Annotated in this window: 13 protein-coding genes; 4 read left to right on the plus strand and 9 right to left on the minus strand. The window is 59.7% G+C overall.

Annotation, left to right across the window (positions count from 1 at the left end):
- Positions 1 to 183: 183 nt before the first annotated feature.
- Positions 184 to 1,632 carry a type IV secretory system conjugative DNA transfer family protein gene (locus QWI75_RS09810; RefSeq protein ID WP_289268493.1) on the plus strand — a complete coding sequence of 483 codons (1,449 nt, stop codon included), beginning with the start codon at positions 184 to 186 and terminating at the stop codon, positions 1,630 to 1,632.
- A 98-nt stretch (positions 1,633 to 1,730) separates the two neighbouring features.
- Here QWI75_RS09810 and QWI75_RS09815 read toward each other — a convergent pair whose 3' ends face one another.
- The 5 genes from QWI75_RS09815 to QWI75_RS09835 all read right to left on the minus strand — a co-directional run bounded on the left by QWI75_RS09815 (position 1,731) and on the right by QWI75_RS09835 (position 5,648).
- On the minus strand, positions 1,731 to 2,315 hold the full coding sequence (locus QWI75_RS09815; RefSeq protein WP_289268494.1) for a hypothetical protein: 585 nt from the start codon (positions 2,313 to 2,315) through the stop codon (positions 1,731 to 1,733).
- 169 nt (positions 2,316 to 2,484) lie between these two features.
- Positions 2,485 to 3,156, minus strand: coding sequence for a hypothetical protein (locus QWI75_RS09820; RefSeq protein ID WP_213041825.1), 672 nt, complete (start codon positions 3,154 to 3,156; stop codon positions 2,485 to 2,487).
- A gap of 159 nt (positions 3,157 to 3,315) precedes the next feature.
- Complete coding sequence (locus tag QWI75_RS09825) at positions 3,316 to 4,515, minus strand: ParB/RepB/Spo0J family partition protein (RefSeq protein WP_213041824.1); 1,200 nt, start codon at positions 4,513 to 4,515, stop codon at positions 3,316 to 3,318.
- The gene (locus QWI75_RS09830) at positions 4,451 to 5,074 is read right to left on the minus strand and encodes a hypothetical protein (RefSeq protein ID WP_289268495.1); all 624 of its coding nucleotides are present in this window, start codon (positions 5,072 to 5,074) and stop codon (positions 4,451 to 4,453) included. Before QWI75_RS09830 ends, QWI75_RS09825 begins: the two co-directional genes overlap by 65 nt.
- A complete protein-coding gene (locus QWI75_RS09835) occupies positions 5,052 to 5,648 on the minus strand; it encodes a hypothetical protein (RefSeq protein WP_289268496.1) in 597 nt (198 codons plus the stop codon). The genes QWI75_RS09830 and QWI75_RS09835 overlap by 23 nt, the downstream gene beginning before the upstream one ends.
- A gap of 585 nt (positions 5,649 to 6,233) precedes the next feature.
- Between QWI75_RS09835 and QWI75_RS09840 the strand changes: the two genes are divergently transcribed.
- Positions 6,234 to 6,911: a helix-turn-helix transcriptional regulator gene (locus QWI75_RS09840; RefSeq protein ID WP_289268497.1), complete on the plus strand. Its 678-nt coding sequence runs from the start codon at positions 6,234 to 6,236 to the stop codon at positions 6,909 to 6,911.
- Positions 6,912 to 7,178: 267 nt separating this feature from the next.
- On the opposite strand, the gene vapC is transcribed toward QWI75_RS09840, so the two are convergent.
- The 4 genes from vapC to QWI75_RS09860 form a co-directional block, all read right to left on the minus strand.
- Positions 7,179 to 7,592, minus strand: coding sequence for a type II toxin-antitoxin system VapC family toxin (vapC, locus tag QWI75_RS09845; protein ID WP_213041820.1), 414 nt, complete (start codon positions 7,590 to 7,592; stop codon positions 7,179 to 7,181).
- Positions 7,579 to 7,800 carry a type II toxin-antitoxin system VapB family antitoxin gene (locus QWI75_RS09850; RefSeq protein WP_213041819.1) on the minus strand — a complete coding sequence of 74 codons (222 nt, stop codon included), beginning with the start codon at positions 7,798 to 7,800 and terminating at the stop codon, positions 7,579 to 7,581. Before QWI75_RS09850 ends, vapC begins: the two co-directional genes overlap by 14 nt.
- Before the next feature lie 182 nt (positions 7,801 to 7,982).
- A complete protein-coding gene (locus tag QWI75_RS09855; protein WP_289268498.1) occupies positions 7,983 to 9,257 on the minus strand; it encodes a recombination directionality factor in 1,275 nt (424 codons plus the stop codon).
- A 77-nt stretch (positions 9,258 to 9,334) separates the two neighbouring features.
- On the minus strand, positions 9,335 to 10,438 hold the full coding sequence (locus QWI75_RS09860) for a PD-(D/E)XK nuclease family protein (RefSeq protein ID WP_289268499.1): 1,104 nt from the start codon (positions 10,436 to 10,438) through the stop codon (positions 9,335 to 9,337).
- A gap of 366 nt (positions 10,439 to 10,804) precedes the next feature.
- Between QWI75_RS09860 and QWI75_RS09865 the strand changes: the two genes are divergently transcribed.
- Complete coding sequence (locus QWI75_RS09865) at positions 10,805 to 11,107, plus strand: hypothetical protein (RefSeq protein WP_289268500.1); 303 nt, start codon at positions 10,805 to 10,807, stop codon at positions 11,105 to 11,107.
- A 250-nt stretch (positions 11,108 to 11,357) separates the two neighbouring features.
- The gene (gene recD2, locus QWI75_RS09870) at positions 11,358 to 13,532 is read left to right on the plus strand and encodes an SF1B family DNA helicase RecD2 (protein ID WP_289268501.1); all 2,175 of its coding nucleotides are present in this window, start codon (positions 11,358 to 11,360) and stop codon (positions 13,530 to 13,532) included.
- Positions 13,533 to 13,579 lie beyond the last annotated feature (47 nt).

Raw genomic sequence — 13,579 nt, forward strand, 5'->3', positions numbered from 1 at the left:
CGCCGAGTCGCTGCAGAGATCACTTTCGTCTATTGGTATTCACAACGTCGGCAGTTCGACCCCATTCGCCGGCTCTCCTTTGTTGGCTATCCCCTTCCTCGATCGTATTCGCATTCTCCTAACCGGTATTACTCGCATGAGGTTGATCACTCAATGACACCTTCGGGCAAGGAGGTTGGGACGATGGCTTCTCCGCTGGAACGGCTCCGTGCGCTCAACCGGGAGGGTAAACCGCGACCGGTTCATCCGGAGCTGACGTTGTTGGGATTCGGCGCGAATCTCGACGACAACCAACGGGAAGGGGTCCTTGTGATGCGGGATGCCGATCGAAGTGGTCATTTCGGCTGCCTGGGAACGACGCGGGTGGGCAAGACCCGCCTGATGGAGAATATCGTCGAGCAGGACATCAGGAAAGGTTACTCGGTGGTCGTGGTCGATCCGAAGGGAGACATCGAGTTGTTTTCAAAGGTGGTGCAAACAGCGGCCGAGTGTGGGCGGCTCAAGGAGCTGATGCTGCTCACGCCGATCTTTCCCGATGAGTCGGTCTACCTCGACCCGTTATCGAGCTACTACATGGAAGATGAACTCGTGAATCACATCGTCTCAGGGATCAAGGCGCGCGAGGATTTCTATATTGCGATTGCGACCCAGGTGGCTCAAGTCATCGTGGCAGGCTTGATCATACTCGCCAAGGCGAAGGGAATCCCTCCTCAGATCTCGTTCTACGATGTGAAGCTGCGAGCCGGTCATAAGGACCTGATGCAGTTCCGAGATACGCTTCAGGCGTTGCCGGGGACGGAGGAACTGTGCATGGCGATCGATCAGATCACGCATGGTCCGAATATGGCGGACTTCTACGCCAAGGTCTCGACATCGCTCCAGACGATGTTGTCGGCACTGACTTTCGGCACGACGGGACGGATCATCGGAAAGGCAAAGACGAATGAATTCATTCGGCGCCTCGAATCCGGGAAACGCGTGATCATGGTCTGCAATACCGGTAGTCTACTGACGCGCCGGACGGCTCATATTATCGCGAAGGTGTTCATCTCCATGATTCAGAGCCTGGTGGGACGCCTGTTTGCCTCCGGGCGTGCGCTTACTCCGCCCTTGTGTCTGCACATCGACGAGGGCCATAACGTGCTCTACCCCGACATCAAGGAGTTGTTCAATAAGGGCGGTGGGGCCAATATCTGGATCCATCTGTATACGCAGTCGCTCGCGCAGATCCAGGAGGAGGTCGGTCCGTACGCGGCACAGAGCATCATGGACAACATCAGTTCCTGGGCCTACTTCCTGCTGAACCATCCGGAGACCGCGCAATACGTGGAGGATTCGACGCCGCTGGTCACTCGAGATGAGCCGATGATTGAGGTCGGTGGCCGGGTGATGATGAAGTTGACGGCGCGGCGCCAGGTCCTCCGCGATCGCGTGATGTCTCTCCCGAAACGATGGTTCTATTTCCGCACGTACGGGCAGACGTACAAGGGCCAGACCTTGGATACGACGCCGCTCTACGTAAATGTGAAGTTCCCCGTCGTCAGTCCCCTAAGGTCAGTCGAGTCCCCGGCGCCTGCCCCAGATGCCACCAAGGACGGTCCGGCTCAGGCACCGCCGCTCTCATCCGCGTGATGGCGGACCGGTGGACTCGCTGTATTCCTACTGTCCCGTGCTGCTGTTCTCCTGATCCCTTGGGGGACTGCCACAGGCTGTGAATTTAGGGTTTCTGCTCAGCCAGGATGGCGAATCCGTCGGTGTCTGCCCTTCGCCTCAGGAATCGTGTCCGGCCGTGAGAGTTCGTGAAGGAGATCAGGTTTGTGGTGATCCATGTTGTCTCTCGACAGGGATGAACTGGGTGATGGCGTCCTCTGACGTTGCTGCGGCTCCCCACTGACCGGCTCGCCGTTCCAATCGCTCCGTACTTTATCGAAGACCCAACCTCCCTTCCCAAGGTCCTCGACCGCGAGCCGGCCGGCGAGATAGTTTCCGACTCGAATCACGTCATCCAATTCGTCCGCGAACGCGACCAGGATCAGGGTCCCGGAGGGGGCGACGAGGAAGAACGCGCGGCTGTCGCGCTCTTTCGTCCGTCCGCGGTGTGCCTCGATGATGTCCCCGACCGACGCGGTGAACGTTCCGCTGACCTCCGCATGAAACCGGCCTTTTGGCTTCCGTTCGAGCGGCGCGTGTTCTCGATGGATCTTCTGTTGGGTGAAGTCCCAGGTGACACGAGCGACAAACGCGGGATCCTTCCTGAAGACGGTCGCGTGGAAGGTGAACGCGAATCGCGTCGGGCTCTTGCCTGGGGCGGTCATCGGTCCTGCTCCGAGGAGCAGGCGAGTCGTGTCCCCGAGCAGAGTAGGCGGGCGATCATGGCAATCTGCGTCCAATCTACCCATGTATTACAGCCCGACGGCAGTTGGAGCGGCACTCAACGAACGCGCTGCACGAGAGGATGGCGCCGGGCTCCGACAGAACGAGTGGTTAGATGATGGGACCGCGCGGCAAAGGGTCGGAGTCGGAATGTTCAGGGCAGTCGATCTGCAGGTCCCGGTCACCGAATGGGGCATCGACGAAGGCGCAATGGTGCGGCTTCTCCGGATTCTCCGGATATTGCCTGGGCCGGAAGTGCCGGCAGGTGATGCACATCTGGCTGGTGGGGATCTGCTTGGCCTCCTGAAGCTGCAGGAGGGTATGGAGCAGGTGGGCGTACAATTCCTCCTGGGTGGCAGGACTGAGTGATTCAAGGACGGAGTTGAGCACATGGGGCCATTGGAGGAGGCGATGGGCGGCGAGCGCTCCGGCTGGTTCAAGCGTCAGCAGCACGTCTTTTGAGGGAAGATCGGTGGTCTGCACGTGAATGAGATCCTTGGTGACGAGCTGGTGAATGGCTTCGTCGAGGCTCGGGCAGCACACATCGAGCGCGCGCACGAGGCTGCTCCGGAACATGCTGTGGAGCTGCGAGGCGAGCAGCAACGTGAGGATGTGTTGTTCAATCAGCGAAGAGGGGCAGGATGCGGGTTCTTTGGCGACCTGGTTATAGAAGCTGATCTTGGTGAGGGCCACACGGATGCGCTGCAGGAGCGTGGCCTTCGCCAGCGTGGCATTGCCGACACCGTGGCAGGGAGAGAGCGTTGATGTGTCAAGACAGTCCATCGAGCAACGTGGCTCTGGGTCAGGGTTTACACAGTTGTGATGGTGCATGGCTTTTATACCAGCAAGACGACCCTTCGCACACCTAGCCATTCGTAGGGGGCAGCCTAGCCACTTGGCTAGGTCCGGAAGCCCTCTGTCAGCAATGGCTTCAACGGTTGCTCACCCCTCCAGTGATTTGCCTCTCTCCCTTGGCCGCCCGGTGTTCAGTTTGGAGGCACCGTCCCCAACCACGCTGAGTGTGGGCGTCCCGTTCCCGAGTGGATGAGCATCCCGTCCCCTGTGGGAGGCCGCCGAAACGGCCTCCTGCACCAGTCCGAGCTGTTGCTCCACTTTGCGCAGGCTTTTTGCCGCCTGGTCCGGGGTTCCGGGACTCCAGGTCGTGATCGTCTTGGCATAGACGGCCAAGGTGGCAAGGATCTGACTGGCGCAATCGAGTCCGTTGGACAGGAGTTCGGGGCCGGGGCTGTGGCGGAGCGAGTCCTGGAATCGGTCGACCGCCTGCTGCTGTTGGAGCGCAGCAGCTTTGACCTCTGCCTCCATGGCTTTGATCCGGTTGCGTTCCTGCTGGAGTTGCTCTTCCAGGGTCTCCTTGTCCTTGTGAGCCGCTTGCAGCTGCTTGGAGAGGTCCTCCAGTCGTTGTCGGAAATCCTCAAGCTCGGTCTGGAAACGGCTCTGCACAGCCTGATCGACGGTCGCGTTGGTTGCCTTCTGTTTCGAGGTCAGGGTCGTGGCGAGGGACTTCGCCTGCTTGAGGGTCTGTTGGAGTGCGGTGATCTGGTTGTTGAGGGACTGGATCTGGAGCTGTTTCTCCTGGAGTTGCTGGCGGAGATCGTGAATCAACGAGCTCTGCTCGGCAGCCGGGGCGACTGGGGCCCCGGAGCTGCTGTGAGCGGTGAGCCGTTGCTGAAGCTCCGTGAGATAGGCGCGCTGCCGTTCGGGCGAGGCGGCCGCGAGGGTCAACTTGATCTCGCCGGGAAGATACGGAATCAGGCCCTGCAGTTCCGGGATGAGGCTTTGGAGGACCTTGCGTTTCCACTCGGCCTCGCACTGCCGAAGGCGTTCCTGGTCGTGGGGTGACAGGTGGCGGCGATGGACGTTGTCGAACAGGGCGGCGATCTTTTCTTCCAGCGTGGTGGCGATGCTGCACGGCACCTCGCCGTACTTGGCTCGGATGGCTGCCTCGTAGCGATGGTGACCGGAGAGAATCGTGTACCGGTCACCGGTCCGCTCGACGATCAGGTGGCAGAGGATGCCGACTTCCGCGACACTCCGGCAGAGGTCGTCGAAGTCGGGGTCAGCGAGCGGGGGAAACAGGTCTTTGTACTCCGGGTTCACGATCAGCTGGTTGACTGGGATCATGACAGAGGGTTGCATACAGTCCTCGCAGTTTGATGGTTCCGACTGCTTTCCGAACAGCCTGATAGTGGATGGAGAAGCCTTCCCGCAGGAAGTGCCGATGGATGTCTGTCGACCTCAGCCGGGGGTTGGTCCCGAGCAAGGCGCGAATGGTGTGGATCAACGTGTCGTCGGAGATGTCCTTGCGGACGAGTTGGCGAGTTCGGACGAAGTCCTGGGCATCCGGCGACAGAAAACTGAGAGGGATAGCGTAGCGGCGCCCGTTGCGCCCGCCCCGGCCGCGGGTCCGGAGGAGATACCATCGCTCTGGCGCGTGGCAAAGCAGAACCTGGAGGGCGGGCGGAAGATGGGTGCGAGGCAGGGGGAGCCAGAGGCGGAGTTGCTGGGTGCTATGCGTGATGTGGAACCGCGTCAGCACCTGGCGGAAGGCGGGCAGTGAGATGTACGGGACCTCCCCGAGCGCGTCGATTCGCGGGCAGGTCAGGCCATGGGCGATCCCAAGCTCTCGGGCCAGCGCGTGGAACTCCTGCTTTGAGGTGTTAACGAGCAGGCTGGTCTTCACTGAATCGCTCCGAGTGCGGTGCGTCCATCCATGCCGGGATCGAGTCGCCGACGTCCGGGGATGAGACATCGATCTTGTGGACGTCATCGTCGAGCCCATCCTGTGAGCCGGGTGCGTCCCGAGAATCCTCGCTGGCCTCGTCTTGCGCATCCTGGAACGAGGGCTCGTGGAATCGCTCGATGCGAGAGAGGATGGTGGTGCGGTAGCCAAGCTGCTGGAATTCTCGCTTCCGTTTTTCGTAGGTCGAGTATTCGATGAATTTGAGGAAGGTGCCGCTGGGATCCTCGACGAGCACGATTTTGTCCCTGCCCGGAACGAGCCGGTGGAACTCCTTTTGGAGGAATCGGTAGATATAGCTGCTCAGTTGGCAGTGTGCCCCTTTGGTGAAGTCGTAGTTCGCCAGGCCCTCAACGAAGGCGATGAACGATTGTTGTTTGAGATCTTCTCGGCTGACGGCCGGATCGAGGCAGTGGTAGCGGTCGATGACCGCCTCGATGAGTCTGTCGTGCTTCTGCCAAAGTTCGAAGATGGCGTTCTGAGGATTGGCGAGGTGCAACGAAGCGTTTGAAGGCACGAACATGATGATCCCTTTCCCTTAGGTAGATGAACAAGGTGACAGACATGAACAGCGAGATAAACTGAGGAGACTTGATCGAAAGGAAGACTGGTACCTCTACGCAGAATGTTTCAATTCTCGGTGGAGAAACACGGATGGCTTCTGGTCCCATGGAGAAGGGCTGGCAGACGGCGAGGAAGGTTGGCGTGCTGGAGGAACGTGGGTTCTGGAGACTGAGCTCGGACGAATTCGGATGGAGCCGTACCGATGACTGGATGAGCCCGCACGAATGAATCGGAACACGGTGGGTCGAGCGAGAGTGCGCGTGTGTAGATTCCTGAAAGTTCATGTTGACTACGCTTAAAGCGAACTCCAGCCTGGAGTTGAAGCGGTATTGTATGTAAACTAGTTAACAGATATCAAGAGGGATACGAACCACAGTAACGTGTCGTCTCCTGAGTAATACAGATTCAGGTATAATGATTGTAAGTTATTGAAAATACACAATATGTAAAATTGATGGTATTTTGAGATAGCCTGTCTTTACACGGATGACAAACTTTGTTATACGTCTATCCGTTGGTATATAGATAAGGAGTCAGGATGGCTGAGACGGCCCTGTGGAATTTGATTCGCGAGGTGCGGACGCGGGCGGGATTGAACCCGAGAGAGTTGGCTCGCCAGCTCAAGATGTCTCCGGCGCACCTGTACCAGATCGAGGATGAACAGAGCGGGGCATTGCCGAGCGATGAAACGCTGCGGGCCATCGCACGGGTCTGTTGTGCGGATCTTCAGGAGCGGGCAGCGGTGACGCATAGCCTCCTCCTGGCGCGTGCGCGATTGATCGTCTCTCCTGAAGTGGCGGCCCATCTTTCGCCTCGAGGGGAAGAGAACATGCCGGAGGAGTTCCAACGGCGGGTTCAGGCTGATCTCAAAGGACGATCGGAAACCGAAATCAGATTCTTGGATGCGCAGTTGGGCTTCAATGGGCGGCTTGGGTTGGTGGCGGCAGGGCTCGCGGGCTTGACGAAGAGTGAGGTGAGAGCCTTGGCTGTGGCATTAGACCAGCCGGTCGAGGATTATCTGGTTGCTGCGGGATATCTCCCGGATTGGATGCTGCCGCTGGTGAGAAAAGAGGAGGGGGAGGTTGGGCTGTTCGATGCGCTCCGGAACATTTCAGGGAAGGCCTTGGGGGAACTCGCCAGTGTCCTGCCGCCCGCTTGGATGAAGTTGGTTCAGGGGTTGCAGGCTGCCAAGATCGAGGTCGGAGAGAAAAAATAAGCCGGGTTTGCAATGAAGCGGGCTGACGGGAGTGAGATCCTGTCAGCCCTTCGTATTTTCAGGCCCTGCGGTCTGTCGCATGGAAGTGCCTGCCGTATCGTTGATCCTTCAACGGCACTGGCGGTGTGAAATGCGAAGCGGTCTGAGCCACTGGAGGACGGCGGCCTTTCGTTCGAGGGAAAACTTGCCGACACGACCATCTTGACTGGTGACGCTTCGGCGGCTGCGACATGCGCGATCATGGATCGCGCGCATCAGAACTTGTGTTTAGGACCTCGCGAGGTACTGCGTCCAATCGAGGGTCTGCAACTGAAGCGCCGGATGCATGGCTTCGAAATCGGCGTCGCAATGGATCAAGGTGACGCGGTGCTCCAGCGCGACCGTGGCGATGAGACAATCCGCAGCCGTGGGCGACACTCCGTGTTTTCTTAGCCGCCCCGCATTCTGCCAGGCTTTTTCCCACCAGGCCACCTCGAACGGAAGGCGTATGACTGGAGCAAACCACTGCAGCAAGGTGTCCGGATGTTCGGACTTCGTGAGGCCCGTCATCAGTTCGAGCAGAATCCACTCGGTGAGCGCGGTGTCCCCGCTGAGGATCAACGGCTTGAGTCGTGCACGGACTTCGGGATGACCGGCTGGACGCAGGGCATGGATCCACACGGACGTGTCAACGAGATACATGCGGGGTCCGTTTGCGGCGTTGCTGTCGAAGCTGCTCGGGCGTCAGGTCGAGGGGAATCGTCCCGAGCGCATCCGCGAGTTTCTGTAACTGACCCTGGCGGATGACCGTTCGGAGACTGGCTTCGACGGTTCCTTTGATGGTATCCGTGCCAAGCGCCTTCTGAGCCTGTCGCAGGAGATGCTGATCGATTTCGATAGTGGTCTTCATGTCATCCTCTGCCCCTATGATTTCAGATTTATGGCTATATCATACTGGAAAACAATATGGGCGTCAAAACGATGTCCATATATATAGAATGACGTGAAGATGATGGGGCTGGCAACGATTGCCGCGACCTCAGCTGCGTTCATGCACTCAGTGTCCACGAGTTTGGTCGAGACACGGTCCTCTTAGAATTCAACTCCTTCCGTAGTGGGAAGGAAAGGGGGGACGCCTCCGCCATCGGCCACTGGGGCTTCACCGTCTGCTGCTTGATCGAATGCGGTCGCGTCGCCGCTCGTCTTGAATTGGACGCGGGTCAACGGGGTCAGGCGCTCGTTGGCCTTTAGCGTTGCGTTCGCGCGGGGTTCCAATACCTCAGACCGCGGACCCGAAAGTGCCGGCGCCGTGGCCGGAGCAGCGGCGTCGAAGAACGAATGGTCCTGCCGGTCGAGTCGGGAAATCAGTGCCGACGCCTCTTTCTTTGTCAGATGGTGGATCTTGGCGAGAATGAGGTCCTCGGCCAATCCCGCTTCCTTGGCTTTTCGCAGAATGCGCCGTTTCTGGGGCTCGGTCATCTGTGGCGCTGCCGGCGTGTCGGGAGCGGCAGAGGGGGGTGGATCGGCCTGTTCCAGTGGTCGTGCCGGAACGGAAATGGCCGACGGCTCAGATGTGGCGCTCTCGGCCTGATCAGAGCCGGGTCCGTTCAGGGATAATGCCTTCGGGAGGTCGTGTTCGAGGACTGTGGTGGCCTGTGGGTCGATGGCCGGATTGGTGTCCTCTGGTTCCTGGACGTCGATGGAACCCAGCTTGCTGAGGATCTCCGCGTTGAGCTTTTTCAACTCTTCGATGTCGGCGGCGGACCCGTCGAAGCGGAGGGCGAGCGGGTAATGGATGCGGGGCTGGCCCTTGTGGACCATGTGTCTGGGGACCCGGCGGAGTTTGAGCTGGATCATCGCAAACCGTCCGATGTGGGTATTCATCCAGTCGAAGTAGGAGTTGATGTCGATCATGCTGTTCGAGCTGCCGAGGTCGATCTGATACAGACCGGCCATGCTGATCCTGGGCAGCATGACGAGCAGCTGCGCGCGCTCCGAACACTCGCCTTTCTCGAGCAGTTCGCAGGGGCATTCGCGTGGCTCGAATCGGAAGGTGCGTTCGTCGAGGCGCTGGGCCTGTTTCTTGTTCCCGATGCATTTCAGCCCATGGGAGTTCCCGTACCATCGGAGGGATTGGGGAAAAATCAGCTCCGGATTGTTGGAAGGAAACATGACGTCCAGCTCGGTGGGTTTCTCCCCATAGAGTTCTTGGACCTCCTTGGGCACAACGAAGTAGGGGGTTTCGACGGGATAGCTGCCGCTCTTGCCGAGCGCTCGGATGCCCAGGCGAATCTTGCCGATGATCGGGTAGCGACGGCGGTTGGAGAGGCCGTTGATGCGCGTGAACGGAACGAAGGTCGTGGTCATGGCGATGTGCCTCCTTGTGATGGACTTGGGACGAGCGATTAGGTGATGTTGGCGGGCGTTCGGCGGCCCTGCCTGGATCAGGCGACCCGAGGGTCGGGATCAGCCTGAAGAGTCCGGCTTTCCTGGGCGACCCTGCTAACCGACAGTTTTTCGATGGGCAGGGAAGTCTCAGCCAGCTCCTGGACATAAGACGGTAACAGCTTCACGTCATGGCGGGTCTGCGTGGATTGGGTGATGCGGACGATGAACCCGTGCCCCTCTGCTTCGCTGGCTTGCTGCGTCTTGAGGCCGGCTTTCAGCAGCTTCTTCACCTGGTCGAATCGTTTGTGGAGGGGTTTGATCCTGGCGTCGAGATCAAGGTACTCCGCAGCCAGTGCCGCCATGTCGGGTGAGAGAGGCACCGTATTCGTGAGGACCGGAGCCACGTGGCCTTCCCAGCACAGGCGTGAGTAGGGGCAGTACTGGCAATGGTAATTGGAGTCGTCTTCGTAGGGCCGGTCCGGCAAGGTCTGGTCAGCTCGATGCTGTTCGATCTGCGCGAATCGGGCGAGCGCTTGCTGGTACAGACCGATGACGTCCTGTTTCGGGAAAGAACGCTCTCCATTGGAATGCACGATCTCGACCACGTTCAGTCGGTCGTTCGGTAAGTCGTAGTGTAGTCGGTATTCGAGGTAGGCGCTCTGGTTCTTGTTCTTGATGAGGAGCAGGGCTTCGTTGATGTCCGGGTTGAGTTTGGTGATGCCGTGTAAATAGAAGCAGACCTGCGCAAAGTAATCGAAGGGATAGTCGCCCTCCGCGTACCGTTGGAAGGTGAAGTGTTCGATGGCCTTGTGTTCAAGCAGTCGGTCGATGCCGAGCAGATCCGTGACGATCCCATCGATGTGGCCCAGGATCGTGTACGCTTCCCCTGCGAAGACAGTTTCCCCGCAGACGACCTCCGTCTGGCGATCCCGCAGCTGAAACGCCGATTGCTCAATCCAATTCAGCGTGAGCTCTTCGTGCCAGGAACTGTCGTCCAGCACGACCAGGAATCGGCCGTGGGTCTGTCTTCGCGGGAACTCGCGCGCGTGGTAGACCAGTTTCCGCACACATTGGTTGGGACCGGCGCTGGAGGGACGGGGTCGATACGGCCAGTCCTGTGCTCCCATGGCGGCGAGGGGATGGATCAGTTCGGCGAGCATAGACCACCTGTCGAGGGCTCATGTTCGGAAATACCGAGAAGAAGAACTGCTGCGAGTCTATCCGGTCGTGGCCGCCAGAATGAGGGGAGGGGCGTGGTCGAGGCGGGCAAGCAGCACGAACTCGATGTGCCAGAGTGAAAATAGAGGCGCGGTGGTCTCTATATTCAAAATGGAAAACAGAAGCGGGTCCGGGGGTGGGGTGCGGGGCGCCCTTTCGCTGGTTTGGACGGTCCCGTTCCATCCGGTGGGTTTGAAGGGCAGGGCGGGACATTTGCGACGGACCTCTGGAAAGAGTATGTGGGACGACAATGCGTGACAGGGTCAACAGATGGCCCGATTCACCAGGAGGCGAGGAAGGTGAAGGAGATGCGCGTTCCACCGGAACCGACCGTCGCTGGTCGTCGGGAGTGTCTGGAAGAACTCCTGCTGGATGATTTGGAGGTCATGGATCGACACCCGCTGAGGACGCTGCGAATCACATGGCTCTCCGGGGTGAGTGTGTTGTTGGCAATCATGCCGAAGCATCGGGCGCACGTGTGGTTCCAGTACGTGCTCGCTCGCATGTCTCGCCATCCGTATTTGATGAGGTCAGGGGTTGATCGAGCTCTGGCCTGTTGGCTGGAGTGGCAATTGAATCAACGCGAGCGATTCCAGCATGGAAGCCAGTGAGCTCATGGGGTCGGAGCGATGGCGGCGTCTGGATCTGGCCGATCGAATTGCGTCAGGAAGGACTCAGTGAGACACCCGGTCTGTGGGTGGAGAGCGCGATCGATGTTCCGTGCGCCGGTTCAAGGGATGAGGTGAGTGGGGTTCACCTCGTGCGGGTCGTGCGCGAGTGACGAACTGGGATTGTTCCTGTGGTCAGTTCTGTGTGTGAGACGAGCCAGGTGCGTAGGCAGAGGGGGAGGAGTACCCATCGGTGGATCAGGAGCGAGTAGCTTCAGGCTCGGATATCTGTATCGAGGTGGAAGTCTTGCGGGCTCTTTACCGGAAGGCTGAGACCGGATTTACCGTGTTATCCGTGCGCGAGGCGGGGAGGGCTGCATCGGCGCTCGATAGGCCTCGGGTCTTCAAGGTGATAGGTCTGTTCCGGACGCAGCCGGTAGATGGTCAGTGCCTGCTGCTGGTGGGTCGGTGGGAGTATGGCACCCGGGGAGAACAGTTCCGCGTGGCAGCGGTGAGCTGTGCGCGTCCTCATACACCGGAAGGGATCAAGGCCTATCTCGCCTCGGGGGTGCTCTCTGGCATCGGACCGGTCCTCGCGCAGCGGATCCTTGATCGCTTCGGAAGAGACGCGCTGACAGTGTTGGATCTGCATCCCGAACAGTTCATCGAGATTCAGGGCATTGGCGAGTCCACGATCCAGCATCTCGTCAAGTCCTGGCAGATTCAGAAAGGACAGGCAGCGACCCTGAGCGAGTTATTGGGCTTGGGCTTGAGCGTGGGTCTGGCGCACAAGGCCCTCCGGCAGTTCGGACCCGAGGCGGCTCTGCAGATCCGGACGAATGCTTACTGCTTGGCGGAGCTCCATGGGGTCGGGTTTCAGCGGGCGGACAGCATCGCCCGGGGACGAGGCATGGCGATGAACGATCCTCATCGGCTGGTCGCCGGGCTGCACTATGTCCTGGAGCAGGAAGCAGGAAGAGGCCATAGCTGTCTGCCGCGCGAGATCCTCGTGAAAGAGGCGCAACGGGTGCTCAATGTCGAAGCGACCGAGTTGGAGGCCGCGGTGGCGAGGGCGAGCGAGCGTGGGACACTGCAGGAGTGGGAGCGCACGCTGTACCTGCCTCGGCTCTATAACGCGGAGCGAGCGCTTGAGGCCGGGCTGCGAGACCTGGCAAGCCAGACCTTTCTCCCCTCCCGGATTGAGTTGGGGGCCGTGGAACGCCTGGCGCTGACGCCGGTGCAGCGAGAGGCGGTCGCACGGGCCCTGAATCATGGTCTGTCGGTGATTGCAGGATTGCCTGGGACGGGAAAGACGATGGCCGTGGGATATCTGTTGCGCCAGGCGGTGCGGCTGGGATTGAAGGTGGCGCTCGCGGCTCCAACCGGGAAAGCGGCGAAGCGGGCGGGGGAGGGCACTGGCCTGGACGGCATGACGATCCATCGGTTGCTGGAATGGCACCCCGGGGAGGGGTGTCGGTTCAATCGGCGACGGCCGCTGCGGGTCGATCTGCTGGTGGTGGATGAAGCGCCGATGCTGGATCTTGAAATGGCGGCGGCGCTCGTCAATGCGCTGGATCCGGCTAGGACCAGGCTGGTGTTCGTCGGCGACATCCATCAACTGCCTGCGGTGGGAGCGGGACAGGTGCTCCGCGATCTTATCGCAGCCAACATCTGTCCGGTCACGGAACTCGTGGAGATCCAGCGCCAGACCGCCGGGTCGCAGATCGTTCGTCTGGCCCACGACATCCACTTCGGAACCGTGCCGTCTCTGCGCTCAGGCTCGCTGGGCGAGTGTGAGTTTTTCCTGCGGAACGAGCCGGAAGAAGTGCTCGCGGCGCTGCGGGATGTCCTTCCGACGCTGCCGTTTCAGCCGCGGGAGATTCAGGTCCTGGCTCCGATGAAAAGGGGACCGCTGGGGACGGTGGAGCTGAATCGAGTGTTGCAGGACATCATGAACCCCGGGATGTCGGACGATGGCTCTCCCTTTCGCGTCGGGGATCGGGTGATCCATTTGGACAATGACTACAAGAAGCAGGTGTTCAACGGTGAGATCGGGTCGATCACAGAGGTGTCAGAAACGGAGCGCGTGCTGCAGGTCGCTTTTCCGGATCGCGAGGTCTCTTATACGGAAGCGGACTGGGACGACTTGGCCCTGGCTTATTCTTTGACAGTGCACAAGGCCCAGGGATCGGAATTTCCCTGCACGGTTGTGGTGATGCACTCGAGCCACTACCCGATGTTGACTCGTGAAGTGTTGTATACCGCAGTGACCAGGGCGCAGAAGCAGCTGGTCTACATCGGGAGTCCTCAGGCCTTTTACACGGCATTGAAACGGGATCAAGGCACTCGTCGCCATAGCGGGTTATTTCGCGATTCTCCCCTAGCTGTGCTTGAGCCCTTCTCTCATCAGACAGTGTTCCTCGCATAGAGTGCGCGGTATCCAGAAGGCATGCAGCGATAATCAGCCTGAACATG

Origin of the sequence: Nitrospira tepida, from assembly GCF_947241125.1 — a bacterium.
Taxonomy (GTDB): Bacteria; Nitrospirota; Nitrospiria; order Nitrospirales; family Nitrospiraceae; genus Nitrospira_G; species Nitrospira_G tepida.